The sequence below is a fragment of the Nocardia sp. NBC_01009 genome (assembly GCF_045208035.1).
Taxonomy (GTDB): domain Bacteria; phylum Actinomycetota; class Actinomycetes; order Mycobacteriales; family Mycobacteriaceae; genus Nocardia.
On sequence record NZ_CP108695.1, the window covers coordinates 2,686,330 to 2,706,257 of the forward strand.

The window sequence follows — 19,928 nt, forward strand, 5'->3', positions numbered from 1 at the left end:
CTCCACGCCGCGGCCGACGAGCTCAGTGCAGTGCGCTGCCCTGCTGCCACTGGTCCCACGGGAGGCCCCAGTCGCCGTTCTGCCAGACCTCGAGCGGCGCACCGCCGGTATTGCGGACCTCGACGATGTCGCCGGGCGCCGCGAAGTTGAAGAACCACTGCGCGTTCGCGGGGCTGAGGTTGAGGCAGCCGTGCGAAGTGTTCGTGTTGCCCTGGGCCCACACACTGGACGCCAGCTCGTGCAGGTAGATGCCGTCGGTGCTGATCCGGGTCGCCCAGTTGATGGACTCTTTGTAGCCCAGCCGCGAATTGACCGGCAGCCCGAAGGTGGAGGAGTCCATGATCACCGGGTTGGCCTTGTTCATGACCGTGTACACGCCGGGCTGGGTCCAGAACGTGATCGTCTTGCCGCCGACGACCTCGCTGCCGCCCATGCCCATCGAGGTCGGCATGGTGCGGATCAGATTGCCGTTTTCGAAGACCTGGACCTGTTTGGTGTTGTCGTCGGCGATCGACACATGGGAGGGGCCGATGGTGAAGGAGGTTTTGCTGTCCTCCTGGCCGAACAGGCCCTTGCCGAGTTCGGCGCCGAAGATGTTCGCTGCGACGGTCACCTTGGTACCCGGCGCGTAATACTGCTCCGGGCGCCAGTGCGCATTGCGGTTGTCGACCCAGTACCACGCGCCTTCGACGACGGGGGTGGTCGTCACCACCAGCCGTTTCTCCGCGGCGGCCCGGTCGGGGATGTCCTCGTCGAAGTGCGCGACGATGACGGTGCCGACGCCGAAGGTGCCGCCGTCTGTCAACGGGGTGCCGGCGGTGGTGTTCAGATATGCCTTGGTCTGGTTGTTCGGGGTCAGCGTGGAGAAGGTCGCCGTGGTCGGACCCGTGCGGCCGGTGATCGTGAGCGCCTCGGCGGTGACCGTGTAGGTGTGGCCGTAGCCGAGCGGCTCGGCGGGCTTCCATGCGGTCTTGTCCGGGGTCAGGATCCCCTCGACAGCTTTGCCCTGCTCGTTCGTCATGGTCACCGAGGTCAACTGACCGTCGCCCGCGCTCACCCGGACCGGGCCGAGCGGGTCGACCTTGCTCGCGCCGTCCCCCGGACTGATGGAGATCCCGGCGGGTGCCTGCTCGGCGGGTCCCGTCGCCTGCGGCGCAGACGAAGAACACGCGGCGACAACCAGAACCGTCACCAGCACAACACCCGCGGCAACACTCGATCGGAAGCGGCGACTCGACATGGATCTCCTATATATCGCCGTGCATTCCCAGCGGCGCAGCTCTGGTTACTGTCCCCATCCGTAGTTTACCGGCCGCTGAGGGCTGCCTTTGCCGTCGATATCCGCCCTGACCGATGACTTAGTTCACACAGGGCACGGTGCTGCCGATCTGGGTCGCAACCGGCCTGCCCGAGTCGGGGACGGGCAGATCCGGTGCGGTGGTCGGCGCGGCCGAGGCAGTGGCCGAGGCCGGGGTCAGCTCGGTGGGCATCGAGAAGTCGCTGCCGATGACGACCGTGATGTGGCCGGTCGCGGTGGTCGGCGAGGCCGTCGCGGTCAGTCCGAGGGTTTCGGCCAACTGGGTGGCCTCGGCCTCGGCGCCGGGCCCGTAGCTGACGGTGGATGCAGAACCGTCGGCGTAGGTGCCGTTGCCCACTGCGCCCGGCCGGTAGCCGCGCGTGGCGAGTGCGGCGGAGAGCTTGGCGGCCTGACCGGTTCGGCCGCTCGCATTGTGGACGTCGACCGTGCTCGTCGGGACGCGGGCCGGGGTCGGCTGCGCCGCCTCGAAGCCGAAGGCGGCCCGCACTTCCTTCTTGATGGCGACCGGATCGACAACGTTGACATCCTGGCCGTCGACATTGTCGTAGCGCAGCACCGGCAGGGTGCGGAACTCGACCGACATCGAGCCCGCGGACCCGAGGTCGCGGGCGAAATCGAGCAGGTCCCAGCCGCCTGACAGCACCACGTCGCGATGGGCGACGTTCATCAGCTCCGACAGCTTGCCGAGGTTGGTCAGGGTGCCGGTGTCCCTGATCGACTTGGCGACCGAGGTGAGAAACGCCTGCTGACGATGGGTGCGGTCGAGATCGCCGTTTTCCAGGCCGTGCCGCTGGCGAACGAAGGCGAGTGCGTCGGAGCCGTTCAAGTGCTGCGGGCCCGCGGGAAAGGACGCGCCGGAGTAGTAGCTGTCGTCGACCGCGTGATTCAGGCAGACATCGACACCGCCGAGCGCGGTCGCCAAGTCGTAGAAACCGGCGAGCGATATTTCGGCGAACCGGTCGATCGGCACGCCGACGAGGTTGCGGACGGTCTGCACAATGGACGCGCGGCCCGCCTCGCGGCCCTGCCGCTCCAGCGTGACCTGGTCCTTTTCGCCGTTGTTGATCAGCTTGGCCTGGGCGGCGGCCTTTTTCAGGCCGTAGGCCTCCTTGATTTTGGCGTGGTCGTAGCCGGGAATGCCCGACACCGCGACGTAGTCGTCGCGCGGGATGGAAAAGGCGACGATCTTCTTCATATCTGCCGGAATGTGCAGCAGAATCAGCGAATTCGCGTTGTATCCACCGTTGTCGCCGTCGCCCGCGTGCAACTGGTCGAGGATTGCCTTGGGTAGGTCGTTGCCGTTCAGGTCTTTTCGAGTGTCCAGGCCGATCAGCAGGATATTCATGTCGCCACCCAGCGAATGCGGTGCGTCGTCGGGGATGGCCTCGGTGCGGGTGAAGCCGTGCTCGAAATCGGTCTTGGCGGACCAGGCGAATCCGGTGCCGGACAGGACAGCGAGAGCGGCGGCGCAGGCGACCGCTCGGGTCGCGAGCTGCGCGGCGCGGCGACCACGTCGTGGGGGTTCGGTGGCTCGACGAGCCCGTGGCGCGGGTTCGGCCGCGTGCCGCCGTCTCGGGGACTGTGCCGCACGCCGGTGCGCCGCCTGCCGGGAGCGCGGCGGGCGCTGCGGCCATCGGCCGTCGACCTCGGCGCCGGGAACAGTGTCGTCGTCCATCATTGCGGCAGCCTTCGTGGCCGGGTCATTCGTCGCCGCCTCAACTTTCGTCTCGACTCGTTCGACACTGCGCACGAGCCGGTGGCTGACCATCCGCGGATGGTTGCCGCACTCGGTCGATCCAGTGTCACCCGGTCCTGCGATCGTGGCAAGAATCGGACACTGCGCGAGCGACGGCTTTATGCGATGCGCACGCCGCTGCCGAAATCACCGTCGAGCAAGGCTGGGCCGGGTGTCGTCACCTCGTGTTCATTAACCCCGCACTCCTCCTGAGTTGTCGGCGCTCAGCAGCGTAGGAAACGGCGGACGATGCGCGCACCCACACATTCGGCTGGGGCCGAAACACCCGGTGTGGTCGGTAGTAACGCCAATCGGCGCCGGGCTCCACGAGTGGGGCTCGGCGCCGATCGGAAGCCGTTGCTGCGGATTCGGCTTCGAGAGGATTGATCAGCTCTGCAGGCCGACCTCGATCTCGAGGGTGAGGGTGATCTTGTCGCCGATCACGGCGCCGCCGTCGGGCAGCGGCATGTCGATGGTGATGCCGAAGTCCCGGCGGTTGATCACGGTCTTGGCCTCGAAGCCGGCGACCGGGCCGTTCCCCATACCCGGGTTGACGCCGAGGAACTCGACGTCCAGGGTGACCGGCTTGGTGACGCCGCGGATGGTGAAGTTGCCGTCCACCACGAAGCCGTTGCCGTTGACACGGAATCCGGTCGAGGAGAACGTCGCGACGGGGAATTCCGCGGCGTGGAAGAAGTCCGCGGTGCGCAGGTGGCCGTCGCGCTGCTCGTTGTCGGTGGTCACCGAGTCGACGCGGATCTCGGCGTCGGCTTGCGCGGTGCCGTCCTCGTTGATGACCAGCTTGCCGGAGAAGTCGGCAAAGCGGCCGCGCACCTTGCTCACCATGAGGTGGCGAACCGAGAAGCCGAGGGTGGAGTGGGCGGCGTCGATCGCCCAGGTGCCTGCGGTCAGGGCGTTGGCGGTGTTGGTCGTCATGCTGTCTCCTAATATAGTTGATTTTTCAATTACTGCGGTGTGAACAGGTGTCCAGCGGTGGTGCTGGGGGCGGTGCGTCGTTGCACCGGTGGTCAGCTCGCGGTGCCTCCGAGCAATTGCGCGAACGGCACCGGCTCGTCATAGGGATCGGACGGGCGGTCATGGTGAGCTGTGGCCAGTGCATCAGCGAATTCCACTGCTGCACGGTCGATTCGGGCGCTGAGTCCGTCTGCGTCCGCGGACGCCCAGTCTTCGGAGGCCGCGTACACCGAGGTCGGCACTACGACCGAGCGCAGATAGGTGAACATCGGCCGCACGGCGTGCTCGAGTGCGAGCGAGTGGCGGGCCGTGCCGCCGGTCGCGCCGATGAGCACCGGCATTCCGGTGAGCGAATCCGGCTCCAGCACGTCGAAGAAGGTCTTGAACAGGCCGCTGTAGGAGGCATTGAAGATCGGTGTCACGGCGATGATGCCGTCTGCGTCCACGACCGTGCCGATCGTCTCCCGGAGACCGCCCGCCGGGAACCCGGTCACCAGGTTGTTGGCCAAATCGAGGGCGTGGTCCCGTAATTCGATGACATCGAACTGCACGGCCCGACCGGACGCTGTCAGCGCCCGATCGGCCGCCGCTGCGAGACGATCGGCAAGCAGCCGCGTCGAGGACGGTTGCGCCAGCCCGGCCGAGATGACGGCGATGCGAGTCACTGCGCGACCTCCACTTCCGCGCTTCGGGCAGCGACGAGAGCAGCGTGGGTCGGAGCCGAGGGCACATGCTCCGGGCGCAGCGCGTCGAATTCCTTGCGCAGCACCGGGACCACCTCTTCGCCGAGTAGATCCAGTTGTTCCAGCACCGTTTTCAATGGCAGGCCCGCGTGGTCCATCAAGAAGAGTTGGCGCTGATAGTCGCCGAAAGAGTCGCGGAAACTCAGCGTCTTGTCGATGACTTCCTGCGGGCTGCCCACAGTCAGCGGTGTCTGCTCGGTGAAGTCCTCCAGCGCCGGGCCGTGGCCGTACACCGGCGCATTGTCGAAGTACGGACGGAATTCGCGCACCGCGTCCTGAGAGTTCTTGCGCATGAACACCTGTCCGCCGAGGCCGACGATCGCCTGGTCGGCGGAGCCGTGGCCGTAGTGTTCGTAGCGCCGCCGGTACAGCTCGATCAGCCGCTGGAAGTGTTCCTTCGGCCAGAAGATGTTGTTGGCGAAGAACCCGTCGCCGTAATAGGCAGCCTGCTCGGCGATTTCGGGGCTGCGGATCGACCCGTGCCACACGAACGGCGGCACGCCGTCGAGCGGGCGGGGCGTCGAGGTGAACGACTGCAGCGGCGTGCGGAACTTACCCTCCCAATCGACCACGTCCTCGCGCCAAAGCCGGTGCAGCAGATGGTAATTCTCGATGGCAAGGGGGATGCCGTCGCGAATGTCCTTGCCGAACCAGGGGTAGACCGGCCCGGTGTTGCCGCGCCCGAGCATCAGGTCGACCCGACCGTCGGCCAGGTGCTGCAACATGGCGAAGTCCTCAGCGATCTTCACCGGATCGTTGGTGGTGATCAGCGTCGTAGAGGTGGACAGTTGCAGCCGCTCTGTCTGTGCGGCGATGTAGCCGAGCATGGTGGTCGGCGACGACGGCACGAACGGCGGGTTGTGGTGCTCACCGGTGGCGAACACGTCGAGGCCGACCTCTTCGGTCTTGCGTGCGATCGTCACCATCGCCTTGATGCGCTCGTGCTCGGTCGGCGTACGACCGGTGGTCGGATCGGTGGTCACGTCCCCGACCGTGAAGATTCCGAACTGCACGACACCTCCTCAATCCAAGTCTTACATCCAGTTGGTGGATGTGGCAACCAATGGAACATGAACAGCGAGCCTGCTATTCCGTCGAGCGGGAACGTGGCCCACGTCACTCGAGATGTCGCCGATAAGCAACCCTGGTTGACTGAAATGAATATAGTCAACTAAAGTTGCTTGCATGCCCGATGCCGATCCTCCCAGTACCCAGGGCCCGGCCGATGCGCTTGCGTCGGTTGCGGCCCTGCGTCGCTTGGCCGATCAGGTCGAAGACGCTGCCGTCGAACAGGCGATGCGGGAGGGGTGGAGCTGGCCGCAGGTTGCCGAGGCACTCGGGGTCACCAGGCAGGCGGTACACAAGAAGCATGCCAAGCGGCTCATTGCCGCCGGCGTCGAGCTGCGGAGGCGGGACGCGTAGTCGTCGCGGCCCAGGGTCGGGCGGTGTGCGTCCGCAATGGGAATCGACGAGCCGGCGCACCTCGGTGCCTATGCGCCGGCGGCTTCTCGCTCGATCTGCTCGGTGGCCTCGCGTTGGATCTGGTCGAACTGTGCGCCCATGGCGGCGGCGAGCGCATTGGCCGCCGACAGCGGGCGGACCATGACCATGAGGTCATCAATCTTGCCGTCGGCATCGACGTGGATGAAATCGCAGCCGGTGAGCTGTTTGCCGTCGACCTTCGCCTCGAAGACCAAGGCGTGATCGAGCCCGTTGGTGTCGGTGATCTCGCGAATGTAGTGGAAGTCTTCGAAGACTCGCATCACACCACGGATGATGGCGGCGGTGATGGCCCGGCCCGGGTACGGCTTGAACGCCACCGGGCTGGTGAAGACGACGTTGTCGGCCAGCAGTGCCTCGATGGCGGCCGCGTCACCGGCTTCGACGGCTTTCCGGAACGGGTGCATGACCCACCTCTCATAGTCGATGTGTTGAGTATCCGAATCGAACGCTAGCGGGTGCTGCCCCACCAAGCGACTGCATTCGATCACCCCGGCCGGGCGCGTAGCGTTGCACGCCTTCGCCGTCGGCGTACTGAAACCGACCGTGATTCGCGACGGGCTGAGTGTGCAGGTCCAAGCCGTCGACGCAGAAAACGCCGACGCGATCCGTGCCTCGATGGCCGTGGGCTTGCCAAGGGCGCAGGCGGCGGGAGAACATCCGCTGGCCGGAGTTCGCGCTGACCGTCATCGACCGTCGCGTCGCTGCCCGGTCCTAGTGCGCACGCTCGGTGATAGCGTTCGAATATGCACGATAGCGTGACGGTTCGGATGGCTGCGCCTGCTGAAGAGATCTGGGAATTGGTCAGCGACATCACCAATACCGGCCGGTTCAGTCCGGAGACCTTCGGCGCCGAGTGGCTCGGTGGTGCGACCGCACCTGCCGTCGGCGTCAAGTTCCGTGGCCACGTCAACCGCAATGGCTGGGGCCTGAAGTATTGGACGGTCTGCCGGATCGACGCCTGCGAGCCCGGCCGGGAGTTCACCTTCACCGTGCTCGGTCCCGGCGGGGCGGCGCTCAACACCTGGAGCTACCGGTTCGAGACGGTCGATGGCGGCACCGATGTCACCGAGTCGTTCCGGCTCGCCGACATCGTCGGGCTGCGGCTGTACTGGCTGGTGGCCGGTCGGGCGCGCGGGAAGACCAATCGTGACGGAATGCGGAAAACGCTGAGCCGGATCAAGGAGTTCGTCGAGCAGAAGTGAGGCCGCATTGTCGGTGGTTGCAGTACGGCGTCGGTTCGAACCGAACGGGACCCGTCCGGGTATTGCCTCACGCAGTGCTCGAACTCCAGCCACGAATGATCGCCTATCCGCGGGACGGTCACGGGCCGAGCCGGATGAGGCCCGATGAGACGGTGTGCGATGACGGCGGTTTCGGCTGTGGCAGTGCTGGTTTCGCCACTGGCCCTGACGTCGGCGTCGAGTGCCGATCCGGCATTCTCGGTGCGGGCCCAGGTGCTGCAGGTCGGTCTGGACGAGCTGGTCAAGGACACCTTGGTGCCCGGTGCGCAACTGGTGCTCACCGAGCACGGAACCGACACCCAGATCAATGGCGGTGTGGGAGATGTGGCGACCGGCGCGGCTTTCCCGGATAACGCTCAGGTGCGGATAGCCAGCAATACCAAGGCTTTCGTCGCGACGGTGGTGCTGCAATTGGTGGCCGAACATCGAGTGGAACTCGACGCTCCGCTGGAGCGGTATCTCCCGGGTCGGGTCTACGGGCCGGGTGGCGACGGCCGTGTGATCACCGTCCGAAATCTCTTGCAGCACACCAGTGGTATTCCCAACTATCTCCCCTACCTCGACCTCGGTTCCGTCGACGCATTGCGGCGGTCGCGGCCGGCCGACGAGCTGATCCGGCTCGGCCTCGACCATCCGGCCGAGTTCACCCCCGGCTCGGCCTTCGGCTACTCCAATACCAATTATCTGTTGGCAGGGGAGCTGATCGAGCAGGTCACCGGGTCCCTGGTCAGCGTCGAGATCACCCGCAGAATCCTGGTGCCGCTGGGGCTGGGTCATACTTACTGGCCATTGTTCCCGGTGGAGAACGTGATTCGGCAACCGCATCCGCACGGGTATCACAACTTCGGTGGCACCCGCGTCGACATCACCGACATCGACCCGGGCTGGGGCCTGCCCGATGGCGCACTGGTGTCCACCGGTGCGGATCTGAACCGATTCTTCATGGCCTTGGTGTCCGGGCGGCTGCTGCCACCTGAAGTGCAGACCGAGATGATGCACACCATCCCCACCAACGAGCCGGCCCGGCCCCGCGAGGCGGGTCTGGGCCTGTTCCGTCGCATCAACAGCTGTGGCATGGAGACCTGGGGCCACGGTGGCGCCATGAACGGCTTCCTCGTCTTCGGCGCTGCGACCACCGACCGTGCGGTGACCGTAAGCACGAACGAGCTCACCGGTTTCTTGGTCATGGGCGTATACCTGGGTGCCATGAACGCTCTCGTCGATGCCGCCCTCTGCGGGTAGCGGCGGTATCAGGACTTCGGCGCGGCGCGCAGCCGCGCTTCGAGGCCGTCCATGACGCACAGCAAGCCGAAGTCGAAGGCCATGGCGCGGGCGACCTCCGGGTCGGTCGGGAGGGTCGTGCGGTAGTCCGCCATCATCTCGGGGTAGTCGTGGCCGATCTGCTCCATCACCTCCATCATGTTCTCCGGCTTCAGGTCGCCGTCGAATGCTTTGTCCGCCGTGATCGCCGGAATGATCTGGCCGAGAACAAAACTCATCACCGTGCTGGTCGCGAGGTGGACGTCCATGCCGGTGAAACCCGCGCAGAGGAAGGTGCGGCGCAGTCGGTCGCCGAGGCGGAACGAGTTCGGGCCGATGCTCGGCATCTGGACCGCCATGGACGCCACCCACGGGTGGGCGAGCATGGTGACGCGCAAGCTGTAGGCGAAGGTCGTCACCACTTCGCGCCACGAGGTTTCGTCGGGCTCCGGGGTGTCCACCAGGCCCCAGATTTCGTCGAGGGCCAGTTCCAGTAGTTCGTTCTTGTTCGCGACATGCCAGTAGAGACTGGTCGCGCCCGCGCCGAGTTTGGCGCCGAGCTTGCGCATGCTCAGCGCCTCCCTCCCCTCGGCGTCCAGGAGTTCGACTGCGGCAGCGACGATCTGGTCGCGGCGCAGGCCCGCCGTTTTGGGTTGGCGGGGCTCGCGGGTCCACACCGAGGTGAACTGCTTGGTCATCGGGCCAGCATAATTCGCTCGCACATTGTGCGATTCTATCGTACGGTGTGCGAGTGGAATCGAACGTTGTACGAGACCCTCGCCGTTGGTGGATTCTCGGGGTCCTCTGTCTGTCCTTGCTGGTGCTGATGATCGACAGCACCGTGCTCAATATCGCTATCCCGTCACTCATCCGCGAGCTCGGCGCCTCGCCCTCGGACGTGCAGTGGATCCTGGACGCCTACGTCCTCGTCTTCGCGGGTTTGCTGCTCACCGCGGGCAGCCTGTCGGACCGGTTCGGCAGGCGTCGAATGCTGATCGTCGGCCTTGCGGTGTTCGGTGCGGCATCCCTGTTCGCCGTGCTGGCCACCGAACCGTGGCAGGTCGTCGCCGCGCGGGCCGCCATGGGCATCGGTGGCTCGCTGTTGATGCCATCGACGCTGTCGATCCTGATGACCACCTTCGCCGAAGACGAGCGGCGCAAGGCGATGGCCGCCTGGTCTACCGTCTCGATGGTCGGCATCGTGCTCGGGCCGACGCTGGGTGGCTTTCTGCTGCAACACTATTGGTGGGGCTCGGTGTTCCTGCTCAATATTCCGGTCGCGGCGGCGGCGATCGTCGCCGCGACCGTGCTGATGCCGGAATCGACCGGGGAGCAGCGTCCGGTCGATCTGCTCGGCGTGGTGCTGTCCATCACCGCGCTCGGCTCCACGGTCTATGTGATCATCGAACGTGAGTGGAACATCGGGATGATCGTGCTGGCGATCGCGGCGTTCATCGCGTTTGCGGTCTGGGAGAGCCGATCTGCACACCCGATGCTGCCGCTGGCGGTTTTCCGCAAGCGTGACTTCACCGGCACGGCGCTCACCCTGCTGCTCATGGTGTTCGGTATGGGCGCGATCATGCTGATGCTCACCCAGTATCTGCAGTTCGTGCTCGGCTACGGGCCGATGAAGGCCGGTCTCGCGCTGCTGCCGTACGCCGTGGCCGCCGCGGTGTTCAACGGTCTCGGCGCGACTCTGGGGCAGAAGCTCAGCAATAAGACACTCATCGTGGCCGGCCTGCTCGTGATGGGCGTAGCCTTCGGCATCCTGGCCCTCGGCACCGGATACTTCGCGGTGCTGGGAAGCATGCTGGTGATGGGCATCGGCGGCGGCCTTGCCGGTCCCGCCGCCTACGCCGCAATCATGAGCGCCATCCCACTCGAGCACGCCGGCGTCGGCTCGGCCATGAACGACACCCTGCAGCAGGTCGGCATGGCGATCAGCATCGCGATTCTGGGCAGCGTGCTCGCGGGGGTGTTCACCTCGAACATGCCTGCGGATGCCCCTGACGCGGCACGCGAATCCATCGGCGCGGCTTTCCAACTCGGCTACATCGAGCCGGCGAAGACAGCCTTCACGACCGCCATGTCCACCGGTGCCTGGATCAGCGCGGGCTTCAGCATCGCCGCCGCGCTGCTCGGTCTGGTGCTGCTGCGGTCGCGCCCGGCCGAGCCGGCGAAGGAAACGGAGGCGGCTACCGTCGGGTAGGGCGGTGCCCCGGCCGGTGTCGTTCGACGAATGGCACTGGCCGACACCGCGAATCGATCTGCCGTGACAGGGTTCTCTGGGGAATAGCCACTCGCATCTCGCGGACCGCTCGGCTATGCTCCCCTCTGCCTCCTCATTGTGCATGTCGGCACATTCGATTGGGGAGTATCGCGAGTGCGGAACTGGTTCGAACATCGGTGTGCAGGACGCGGCAGATCAATGCCCTGATGACGGAATGGAAAAACGCAATGAGGCTTTGCGACAGCGCTACAGCGGCCGTCCTGGTTATCGGCGCCGTGACCCTTGGTACAGGCATCGTCCACGCCGAACCCGCCGTGGAGCCCGCGCAGCCCAACATCACGTACTCGGTCAAGCTGGTGGACAAGGCTGTGGTGACCACCGTGAAGGGCGGCACCTTCGAGCTGTCGAAAGCGCTCGCGGGTGTGCTGGCCGCAGGCGGTGACGGTCGTCTTGTCGAGCGGGACGGCAAGCTGGTCGACGCCACGGGCAAGGCCGCCGATATCGCCGATGTGGTCGACGTGGTCGATCTCGAGGACAGTGCTGGTCACACCGTGCTGACCCTGCCGCTCGACTTCCGTATCGCGCAGACCTCGATTCCGGTCGAACCGGTCGTGCAGAAGGACGGCACGGTGCTGGAGTTGACGCCCCGGAAGCCGGCGGGGCTCGTTGTCTCGCAGCCGGTTGCCGTCAAGCCGGTGGCGTCGATGCTCGAGAACGAGCGCGCCAGAAATCAATTCGCCACCCAATTCGGCCTTGCCACTGCGATCGGCGGCTTTATCGGGACCGCGGTCGGCGCGACCATCGGTTGCGTGGTCACCATCGCCGCGGGCTGCATCGGCGGGTTCCTCGCCGGAGCCGGCATCGGCGGGATCATCGGAACCACCATCGTCGGTGGCCCCGTCCTGATCGTCGCGGGTATTGATCTGGTCAACACGATGGTGGCCGCCGACGGCACGACGCATTGGGCGGACAAGCCGAAAGTCGTGCAGCCGCAGCCGACCCAGGCGCAGGAGACACCGGAACAGCCGCGGTAGCTACACCGTGTCGTCGACCAGCTGAACTGCCAGGGCGCGACCCGCAGCCCGCAGGGGTTCGGTCGAATGCAGGGTGCGGCTGAGGATGAAGGCCCCCTCCAGTGCGCTCAGTAGTGCGAGGGTGAATTGGCGCGCCTGGGTCGCATCGAGCCCGCGCCGCACGAAGTATTCGGTGCCGCGAGCGATCCACGAGTCGAGAATTTCGGCGGTGACTGCCCGCAGTGCTGGTTCACTGTCGGCGATTTCGCCCGCGATCGTGACGACCGGGCACATATTGAGCCAGCCCGCTTGTTCCATCTGTTCGGCGGCATCCGTGAAGGCGGCGGTCACCGCTTCGCGCAGATCCTCGTGCGGATCCATCAGCATCGGCAGCAGCTGGATGTAGGCCGCGCCCGCCGCCCGCAGCGCTTCGGCCGCGATCTGCTGTTTGCCCTGCGGGAAATGGTGATAGAGCGAGCCCATCGGTGCCTGCGCCAGCTCGCTCACCTGCTTGACGGTGGTCGCGCCGTAGCCCTGCGTGCGCATCAGCTCCGCCATCGCTGTGCGGATCCGCTCCCTGGTGCTGGTTGACATCTTCTCGGCCACTCCGTAAGACTAGAGCAAATGCTCTAGAGCGACTCCTCTAGCGGAGGTGCTGCGATGCCTGCAGTCGATATTGCCGCCGGTCGGATCCACTATGTCGAGCGTGGCGACGGCCCGCCCGTGGTGCTGCTCCACGGTCTTTTGATGAACCACACCGTGTGGGATCGGGTGATCGACCTGCTGCCGAGTGGATTCCGCTATGTGCTGCCCGACTTACCGCTCGGCGCGCACGCGACACCGATGAATCCCGGCACGGACCTCTCCCTGCGTGGGCAGAATCAGATCATCGCCGATTTCCTCGACGCGCTCGATCTGCGCGAGGTGACATTGGTGCACAGCGACTGGGGTGGGGGACTGTTCCTCACCGCGTACGGTCTCGATCAGCGGGTGGCCCGACTGATCGCACTGCCGTGTGAGGCGTTCGACAACTTTCCGCCCGGACTGCCGGGCAAGATGGTCGCCATCGCGGTGGCGATTCCCGGCGGGGTCGCACTTGCGTTGCGGCAGTTGCGGATCCGCTTCTTGCGCAACTCGCCGCTACTGATGGGAATGATGGCGCGCGAGCCGCTGCCGGACGACCTGGTGCGCGAGTGGACCGAACCGGCGCTGCACGACAAGGCAATTCGGCGGGATCTGATCAAATATGCCAAGTCGGACTTCCGTGGACCCGAGCTGATCGCGAATACCGAGGCATTGCAGCACTTTTCCGGTGACGCCCTGGTGCTGTGGTCATCGGCGGGCAAGGTGATGCCGAGGGACCACGGTCGTCGGCTCGCGGAGTTGCTGCCCAAGGGCAGGCTCGTGGAGATCGACGATGCCTACGTCTTGTCCATGCTCGATCGACCCGACGTGGTCGCCGAGGCGATGGCGGCCTTCCTGACCAACCAACGGACCGGGGCGGTCTGAGGCGCGAGTCACCGCATCGCGCTGTCGAAATCGGCATCGCGATTGTCCTCGAATTCTGCGTCGGCGCACACCGGCGCGGGTAGCTGCGGCGGAATTCCGGGACCGACAACCGCTTGGCCGCCGCGAACGAGGACGTGTCGGTCCGGGTTGGGCGAGCCGCCGTACTCTGATTTCCATGTCGGTAATCGCGCAACCGCGCCTCGATGCGGACTTCGACCGGCTGCTCGAGCTGCTCAACGGCCGCCGGGTGGCGGTGCTGACCGGTGCCGGTGTGTCGACCGACAGCGGCATCCCCGACTATCGCGGTCCCACCTCACCGGCCCGCAATCCCATGACCTACCAGCAGTTCGTCGGTGATCCGGTCTTCCGCCGACGGTATTGGGCCCGCAACCACATCGGCTGGCGAGCCATGGACGGCTCCCGCCCCAATTCCGGGCATCGTGCGCTGGCCCGACTCGAGTCGATGGGCGTCGTCACCGGGCTGATCACCCAGAACGTCGATCTGCTGCACACCAAGGCGGGCAGCCGTCGGGTAATAGACCTGCACGGTACCTATGCGCGGGTGCGCTGTCTCGGCTGCGAAGCGCTCATCTCCCGCATGACGCTGGCCGAGCGATTGGACGCGGCGAACCCGGGTTTCGCGGCCGATGCCACGGCCAGCGGGGTCGAGGGGGCGCCGGACGCCGACGCGGTGATCGCCGATACCGAAAGCTTCCGCATGGTCGACTGTGCACGCTGCGGCGGCATGCTCAAACCCGACATCGTGTACTTCGGCGAGAACGTCCCCAAGGATCGCGTCGCTGCCGCCTTCGACCTGGTCGACGACGCCGAGGTCCTGCTGGTCGCCGGTTCTTCGTTGACCGTCATGTCGGGCCTGCGTTTCGTCCGTCACGCGGCGAAACACGGACGGCCCGTTGTCATCATCAATCGAGGCCCAACCCGGGGCGACGAATTCGCCGCACTCACCCTCGATGTGGGCTGCTCCACCGCGCTGACCGGCCTTGCGGACGCGGTCGCCGCTGTCGGTGGTCTGCGCTAGCGTCGTGGGTATGCGGCTACACGTGGGATGTGCGATGTGGACGCACGCCGCTTGGCAGGAACGGCAGCCCATTGCGGGCGAGAAGTTGCGGTCCTATGCCGAGTGGTGCAACGCGGTGGAGGGCAACACCACCTTCTATGCGACGCCGCAGCGGCGGACGGTGCAATCGTGGGCCGACCAGGTCGGGCCCGACTTCCGGTTCGTGGTCAAACTGCCGAAGACGGTCACCCACGAGCGCAGGCTGGCAGGCGTCGACGCGGAGATGCGTGCGTATCTCGACGCCATCGAGCCGCTGGGGACGAACGCGCACGCGCTGTGGGTGCAGTTGCCCGGTTCCTTCGGCCCGAACGATCTCGGCGCGCTTGCCGCGTTCCTGCGCAGACTCCCGCGCTCGTATCGATCCGCTGTCGAGGTCCGGCATCCCGCATTCTTCGAGAACGATTCCGCCGCACGGCAATTGGAAAGCGTGCTCGCGCTCGTCGATGCGGAGTGGATACCTTTCGATACGACAGTGCTTTTCGATGGCCCCGCGACCAGCCCGGCCGAGGCCGAGGCGCGGTCGAAGAAGCCGCGCCTGCCGCGCCGTATGCGGGCGCTCACCGAGTTCCCGATCATTCGGTATCACGGGCGTGACGCGGAAGAACCCACGATCGAGGGCTGGCAGCCGTGGCTCGATACGGTGGTCGAGTGGTTGCGAGACGGTCGATCGCCGACGGTCTTCCTCCATACTCCGGACAACGCAAGCTCTTTGGATCTCGCGCGCCGGTTCTACGACGAGATACAGGCGCGGCTCCCGGAATTGGCACCGCTGCCCGAGCCACAGCCGGTCGAACCGATGACCTTGTTCTGACCGGCGATTCCGTCAGCGCTCGAGAGGGCGAGGATGTCCTCGTGGGCTGCGGCGCAATTTATCGGGATGGTGTACCGGGCACTGGTGCGCGACCGCGGTCGAAGCGGGTATCGAGGGAGTAGGAGCCGGCGCCGACGAGGAGTAGAAACAGACTGCCGCACAATTGGGCGAGGTCGGTGCGGGATTCGTGCAGAAAGTCCCACCATCCGGATTTATCGGCGAACAGCGGCCCGTTGCCCCACAAAATGGGCAGTTTCGTGATCAGCAGCGCACCGACCATGTCGATGATCATCGGGATCGCTGCCAGTCGGGTGAGCAGCCCAGCGAGGATGAGTGCACCGCAGGCGATTTCGAATACCCCGTCCAGGGGTGCGAAGAAGCCCGGTGCGGGGATGCCCGCCTTGTCGAACCGGCCGGTGCCCAATGCGTCGGGGCGCAGGAACTTCAGGATGCCTTCGAACAAGAAGATCGCACCGACATAGAAACGGATCAGAATCACCGCGGCGGGAGCGCTGGTCGAGATCAGCCGGGTGTGCCGGAAATAGTTGGTGGACAAGTGGATCCGCTCCTTCTGATCAGGTTGCTTTCATCGGGATCGGGCTGTTGCGGCCGAACCGGTGATGAACTTGCGGCGGACGACGTAGATCGCGGCGCCGATGGCTACGACGGCCGCGCCTACCAGCACCGACGCCATCGGCAGGGTGAAGGCGAGGATGAGGCAGCCGAGCAGGCCGATCGCCGGGATCAGCCGCACCGGCCGCCCCTCGGTCGCGGTCAGTGTCCAGGCGGCCGCGTTCGCGACGGCGTAGTAGAGCAGCACGCCGAAGGAGGAGAATCCGATCGCGGCACGGACATCGGTGGTCGCGGCAGCGACGCCCACGATGACGCCGACGGCGACCTCGGCGCGGTGTGGCACCGCGAACCGGGGATGCACTGCTGCCAGTGCGTGCGGCAGGTGCCGGTCGCGCGCCATCGCCAGTGTCGTACGCGAGACACCGAGGATCAGCGCCAGCAGCGATCCCAGCGCAGCGACAACGGCTCCGGCCCGCACTACCGGTTCCAGCCGGTCGACCCCGGCCGCCCGCACCACGTCCGACAGCGGCGCGCCCGCCTCGGACAATCCCTGCGGCCCCAGCGTCATCAGCGACGCGACCACGACAATCGCGTAGACGAGCAGGGCGCAGCCCAGCGCAAGCGGGATCGCGCGGGGAATCGTGCGCGCCGGGTCGCGAACTTCCTCACCGAGCGTGGCGATCCGCGCGTATCCGGCGAAGGCGAAGAACAACAGACCCGCTGCCTGCAACACCCCTGCGACGGTGATGTCGGAACCTAATTCCAGCCGCGCGACGTCGGAGGCGTGGGAGGTGAACGCCGCGACAACCACCGCGGCGAGCACGGCCAGCACGATCGTGACGATCACCCGGGTCACCAGGGCTGATTTCTGTACGCCGCGATAGTTCACCGCCGTCAATGCGACGACCGCCGCGACAGCGACGGCGTGTTCCTGCTCCGGCCACGCATACGCGCCGACAGTCAGCGCCATGGCCGCGCAGGAGGCGGTCTTGCCGACCACGAAACACCACCCCGCGAGATACCCCCAGAATTCGCCGAGCCGTTCGCGCCCGTAGATGTACGTGCCGCCGGAGGACGGATACCGCGCGGCCAACCGTGCCGACGAGGTCGCATTGCAGTATGCGACCACCGCCGCTATCGCAAGCCCGAGCAGCAACCCCGATCCCGCCGCCCGCGCCGCCGGAGCCAGGGCCGCGAAAATTCCGGCCCCGATCATGGAGCCGAGGCCGATCACGACGGCATCGGTCACTCCCAGGCTCCGACGCAGCCCGTCCGGCGTATCCGTCGGCGTTGTCTCGGTCACCACGCTCCCGTCACAGACCCGATCCGGTCAGTTCCATCAAATCAATGTGGGGCCCGTGAAGTCTGCCCCGAGTTCGGCGACGATCCGCGGTTGATCCACTGGAGCATCCCCGATCCGGCGGCATCGGGCGGCACCGACGAGGATAGCTACCCGATCTTCCGGGCCACCGCCGCCGAGATCGACACCCGCATCCGTTATCTGCTGCCGGTCCTCACCGTCGGCGACCCGTGAAAAGGAGTGAATGATGACAACATCCAGTGAATACGCCAGCGTCCGCTACCTCGTCGATGACGTGCAGGCGGCCATCGAGTTCTACACCGGGCACCTCGGCTTCACCCTGCACACCAGCGCCACGCCCGCCTTCGCCGATGTGGTGCGCGGCTCGCTGCGACTACTGCTGTCCGGCCCAGCTAGTTCGGGAGCTCGCGCCACCCCCGCTGACGCCACCAAACCAGGCGGTAATCGCATCAACCTCGTCGTCGGCGACCTGGATGTCGAGATCGAACGGCTGCGCGCCACCGGCGTCGAATTCCGCAGCGATGTGATTACCGGCCCAGGTGGACGCCAGATCCTGATCGCCGATCCCGCAGGCAATCTGATCGAAGTGTTCCAGCCTGCCTTACGGCACGTCTCCACACCGGCCACCTGACCTTCGGGTGCATCGTCGGCAGCGGGAACCAGGCGTCGATAAGGCTGCGGAGCGCTGACGGCGAAATTGTCGCGCGCGCGAGGGAACTCGGCTCCCGCGGCGCGGGGGACCCTGCCGTGGTGCGGGCGGCCGATGGCACGATCATCGCCAATGCTGTGCTCGACTCGTCGTGGGGCCTGGAGGAGATGGCTGTGGATTACTACGATCTCGGGAAATACACGCGACCGGTGACGACGCCCTCTCCTGCCGCGCAGCGGTGGTTCGACCGGGGTCTGATCTGGACCTATGCCTTCAATCATGAAGAAGCAGTTCGATGTTTCGCCCTGGCGTCGGATGAGGATGCGGGCTGCGCGATGGCCCATTGGGGCCTGGCCTATGCGCTCGGCCCCAACTACAACAAGCCGTGGGAGTTCTTCGACGAGACGGAGCTGGTCGACACCGTCACCCGCACCTTCGAGGCGACGCGGCGGGCGCTGGAACTCGTAGGCTCGGCGTCCCCGGTCGAACGCGCACTCATCGAATCACTCGCCGCGCGCTACCAGCGCAACCGGCCCGACGGCGATGGCTCGGCGTGGAATCGCGACTATGCCGATGCGATGCGTGCCGTCTACGAGCGGTTCCCCGACGACATCGACGTGGCCGTACTGTTCGCCGATGCCTTGATGAACCTGACACCGTGGGGCCTGTGGGACCAGCACACCGGCGAACCGGGCGCGGGAGCCGTGGAGACCAAGGCGGTGCTCGAGCGGGCATTGCGCAGCGAAACCGGCGGGGCGCACCCCGGTGTGCTGCACATGTACATCCACCTGATGGAGATGTCCGCGACGCCGGAAGCCGCGCAGCCTGCGGCTGATCGGTTGCGCGGGCTGGTGCCCGATGCCGGTCACCTCGAGCACATGCCCTCCCACATCGACGTGCTGTGCGGTGACTATCGGGCCGTGGTCTCGTCCAACTCGGCGGCCATCGTCGCGGACCGGAAATATGCGCAGCAGGCGGGCGAGATCAACTTCTACACCCTGTATCGCGCCCACAACTATCACTTCAAGGTCTACGGCGCAATGTTCCTCGGACAATACGAAGTAGCACTGAGAACGGTGGCGCAGCTGGAGAACTCGATCCCCGAGGATCTGCTGCGGGTACAGGTTCCGCCGATGGCCGATTGGCTGGAGGGTTTTCTGTCGATGCGGGCGCACGTCCTCGTCAGGTTCGGCAAATGGGCGGAGATCATCGACCTCCCGCTCCCGAAAGACCAGGACCTGTACTGCGTCAGCACGGCAATGCTGCACTACGCCAAGGGCGTCGCACAGTCGGCGACCGGCGACATCCCGAAGGCACACCAACAGCAGCGCCTGTTCCATGCCGCGCTCGACCGAGTCCCCGAGACCAGGACGCTGTTCAACAACACCTGCCGCGACATCCTCGCCGTCGCCTCGGCGATGCTGGATGGTGAACTGCACTACCGAAAAGGCAACTACGACAACGCCTTCGAAGCCCTGCGCCGATCGATCGAACTCGACGACCACCTGCCCTACGACGAACCGTGGGGTTGGATGCAGCCGACCAGGCACGCTTACGGCGCGCTGCTGCTCGAACAAGGTCACGTGCGCGAGGCCGAAGCCGTCTACCGCGCCGACCTCGGCATCGACAACAGCCTGCCGCGCGCCGCGCAACATCCCGCGAATGTGTGGAGCCTGCACGGTTACCACGAATGCCTGAGGCGGCTCGGTAAGACCGGCGAAGCCATGATCATCGGCCAACAGCTGAAACTGGCGGCTGCCGTGGCGGATGTCCCGATCGAAGCCTCGTGCTGCTGCCGATTGTCGGTCGCCTCGGGCGAAAGCCGGGAGTAGATCACCGGCGTGCGACTCCCCGTCCGGCAGCCGTCAACACGGTTGCCGTCCAAGGCTTCCGGCAGTCGGTGTGATCAGTAGAGGAACCAGCCGGTACCGCCGACAGGCACTCGATACTCGATGCGAGCGACGTGCTG

The 19,928-nt window shown here is 66.0% G+C and carries 21 protein-coding genes; 11 read left to right on the top strand and 10 right to left on the bottom strand.

The features are described from left to right. Positions 1-22: 22 nt before the first annotated feature. The 5 genes from OHA42_RS11940 to OHA42_RS11960 all read right to left on the bottom strand — a co-directional run bounded on the left by OHA42_RS11940 (position 23) and on the right by OHA42_RS11960 (position 5,784). Positions 23-1,240: an Ig-like domain-containing protein gene (locus tag OHA42_RS11940; protein ID WP_406236811.1), complete on the bottom strand. Its 1,218-nt coding sequence runs from the start codon at positions 1,238-1,240 to the stop codon at positions 23-25. A 118-nt stretch (positions 1,241-1,358) separates the two neighbouring features. Continuing rightward, positions 1,359-3,086, bottom strand: coding sequence for an LCP family protein (locus tag OHA42_RS11945; protein WP_406236812.1), 1,728 nt, complete (start codon positions 3,084-3,086; stop codon positions 1,359-1,361). A gap of 354 nt (positions 3,087-3,440) precedes the next feature. Then, positions 3,441-3,989, bottom strand: a complete 549-nt coding sequence (locus OHA42_RS11950) for a YceI family protein (RefSeq protein WP_406236813.1) — start codon at positions 3,987-3,989, stop codon at positions 3,441-3,443. Positions 3,990-4,081: 92 nt separating this feature from the next. Then, on the bottom strand, positions 4,082-4,693 hold the full coding sequence (locus OHA42_RS11955) for an FMN reductase (protein WP_406236814.1): 612 nt from the start codon (positions 4,691-4,693) through the stop codon (positions 4,082-4,084). Next, on the bottom strand, positions 4,690-5,784 hold the full coding sequence (locus tag OHA42_RS11960) for an LLM class flavin-dependent oxidoreductase (RefSeq protein ID WP_406236815.1): 1,095 nt from the start codon (positions 5,782-5,784) through the stop codon (positions 4,690-4,692). Before OHA42_RS11960 ends, OHA42_RS11955 begins: the two co-directional genes overlap by 4 nt. A 172-nt stretch (positions 5,785-5,956) precedes the next feature. On the opposite strand from OHA42_RS11960, the gene OHA42_RS11965 reads away from it, so the two are divergent. Next, positions 5,957-6,193 (top strand): hypothetical protein, encoded by a 237-nt coding sequence (locus OHA42_RS11965; RefSeq protein ID WP_406236816.1) that lies wholly within the window; start codon positions 5,957-5,959, stop codon positions 6,191-6,193. A 68-nt stretch (positions 6,194-6,261) separates the two neighbouring features. Here OHA42_RS11965 and OHA42_RS11970 read toward each other — a convergent pair whose 3' ends face one another. After that, complete coding sequence (locus OHA42_RS11970) at positions 6,262-6,678, bottom strand: nuclear transport factor 2 family protein (protein WP_406236817.1); 417 nt, start codon at positions 6,676-6,678, stop codon at positions 6,262-6,264. 339 nt (positions 6,679-7,017) lie between these two features. Here OHA42_RS11970 and OHA42_RS11975 point away from each other — a divergent pair, with 339 nt between their 5' ends. Together OHA42_RS11975 and OHA42_RS11980 are read left to right on the top strand one after the other, a co-directional pair. Further along, positions 7,018-7,476: an SRPBCC family protein gene (locus tag OHA42_RS11975; RefSeq protein ID WP_406236818.1), complete on the top strand. Its 459-nt coding sequence runs from the start codon at positions 7,018-7,020 to the stop codon at positions 7,474-7,476. 159 nt (positions 7,477-7,635) lie between these two features. Continuing rightward, positions 7,636-8,757 (top strand): serine hydrolase domain-containing protein, encoded by a 1,122-nt coding sequence (locus OHA42_RS11980; RefSeq protein ID WP_406236819.1) that lies wholly within the window; start codon positions 7,636-7,638, stop codon positions 8,755-8,757. A gap of 8 nt (positions 8,758-8,765) precedes the next feature. On the opposite strand, the gene OHA42_RS11985 is transcribed toward OHA42_RS11980, so the two are convergent. Continuing rightward, positions 8,766-9,473: a TetR/AcrR family transcriptional regulator C-terminal domain-containing protein gene (locus tag OHA42_RS11985; protein WP_406236820.1), complete on the bottom strand. Its 708-nt coding sequence runs from the start codon at positions 9,471-9,473 to the stop codon at positions 8,766-8,768. 53 nt (positions 9,474-9,526) lie between these two features. Between OHA42_RS11985 and OHA42_RS11990 the strand changes: the two genes are divergently transcribed. Beyond that, positions 9,527-10,984 carry an MFS transporter gene (locus tag OHA42_RS11990; RefSeq protein ID WP_406236821.1) on the top strand — a complete coding sequence of 486 codons (1,458 nt, stop codon included), beginning with the start codon at positions 9,527-9,529 and terminating at the stop codon, positions 10,982-10,984. A 296-nt stretch (positions 10,985-11,280) separates the two neighbouring features. Beyond that, a complete protein-coding gene (locus OHA42_RS11995; RefSeq protein WP_406236822.1) occupies positions 11,281-12,039 on the top strand; it encodes a hypothetical protein in 759 nt (252 codons plus the stop codon). On the opposite strand, the gene OHA42_RS12000 is transcribed toward OHA42_RS11995, so the two are convergent. Next, positions 12,040-12,612, bottom strand: coding sequence for a TetR/AcrR family transcriptional regulator (locus OHA42_RS12000; protein WP_406236823.1), 573 nt, complete (start codon positions 12,610-12,612; stop codon positions 12,040-12,042). A gap of 66 nt (positions 12,613-12,678) precedes the next feature. Between OHA42_RS12000 and OHA42_RS12005 the strand changes: the two genes are divergently transcribed. The 3 genes from OHA42_RS12005 to OHA42_RS12015 all read left to right on the top strand — a co-directional run bounded on the left by OHA42_RS12005 (position 12,679) and on the right by OHA42_RS12015 (position 15,416). After that, positions 12,679-13,527, top strand: coding sequence for an alpha/beta fold hydrolase (locus OHA42_RS12005; RefSeq protein WP_406236824.1), 849 nt, complete (start codon positions 12,679-12,681; stop codon positions 13,525-13,527). 175 nt (positions 13,528-13,702) lie between these two features. Then, positions 13,703-14,566: an NAD-dependent protein deacetylase gene (locus OHA42_RS12010; RefSeq protein ID WP_406236825.1), complete on the top strand. Its 864-nt coding sequence runs from the start codon at positions 13,703-13,705 to the stop codon at positions 14,564-14,566. A 34-nt stretch (positions 14,567-14,600) separates the two neighbouring features. Continuing rightward, the gene (locus OHA42_RS12015) at positions 14,601-15,416 is read left to right on the top strand and encodes a DUF72 domain-containing protein (RefSeq protein WP_406236826.1); all 816 of its coding nucleotides are present in this window, start codon (positions 14,601-14,603) and stop codon (positions 15,414-15,416) included. A gap of 58 nt (positions 15,417-15,474) precedes the next feature. Here OHA42_RS12015 and OHA42_RS12020 read toward each other — a convergent pair whose 3' ends face one another. Next, positions 15,475-15,972 carry a DoxX family protein gene (locus tag OHA42_RS12020; protein WP_406236827.1) on the bottom strand — a complete coding sequence of 166 codons (498 nt, stop codon included), beginning with the start codon at positions 15,970-15,972 and terminating at the stop codon, positions 15,475-15,477. Between the two features lie 30 nt (positions 15,973-16,002). Beyond that, complete coding sequence (locus tag OHA42_RS12025) at positions 16,003-17,292, bottom strand: APC family permease (RefSeq protein ID WP_406236828.1); 1,290 nt, start codon at positions 17,290-17,292, stop codon at positions 16,003-16,005. Positions 17,293-17,382: 90 nt separating this feature from the next. Here OHA42_RS12025 and OHA42_RS12030 point away from each other — a divergent pair, with 90 nt between their 5' ends. From OHA42_RS12030 to OHA42_RS12040, 3 genes are all read left to right on the top strand, one after another. Beyond that, positions 17,383-17,523, top strand: a complete 141-nt coding sequence (locus OHA42_RS12030; RefSeq protein WP_406236829.1) for a hypothetical protein — start codon at positions 17,383-17,385, stop codon at positions 17,521-17,523. Between the two features lie 13 nt (positions 17,524-17,536). Continuing rightward, positions 17,537-17,941 (top strand): VOC family protein, encoded by a 405-nt coding sequence (locus OHA42_RS12035; RefSeq protein WP_406239296.1) that lies wholly within the window; start codon positions 17,537-17,539, stop codon positions 17,939-17,941. A gap of 185 nt (positions 17,942-18,126) precedes the next feature. Beyond that, complete coding sequence (locus tag OHA42_RS12040; protein ID WP_406239298.1) at positions 18,127-19,791, top strand: tetratricopeptide repeat protein; 1,665 nt, start codon at positions 18,127-18,129, stop codon at positions 19,789-19,791. Positions 19,792-19,928 lie beyond the last annotated feature (137 nt).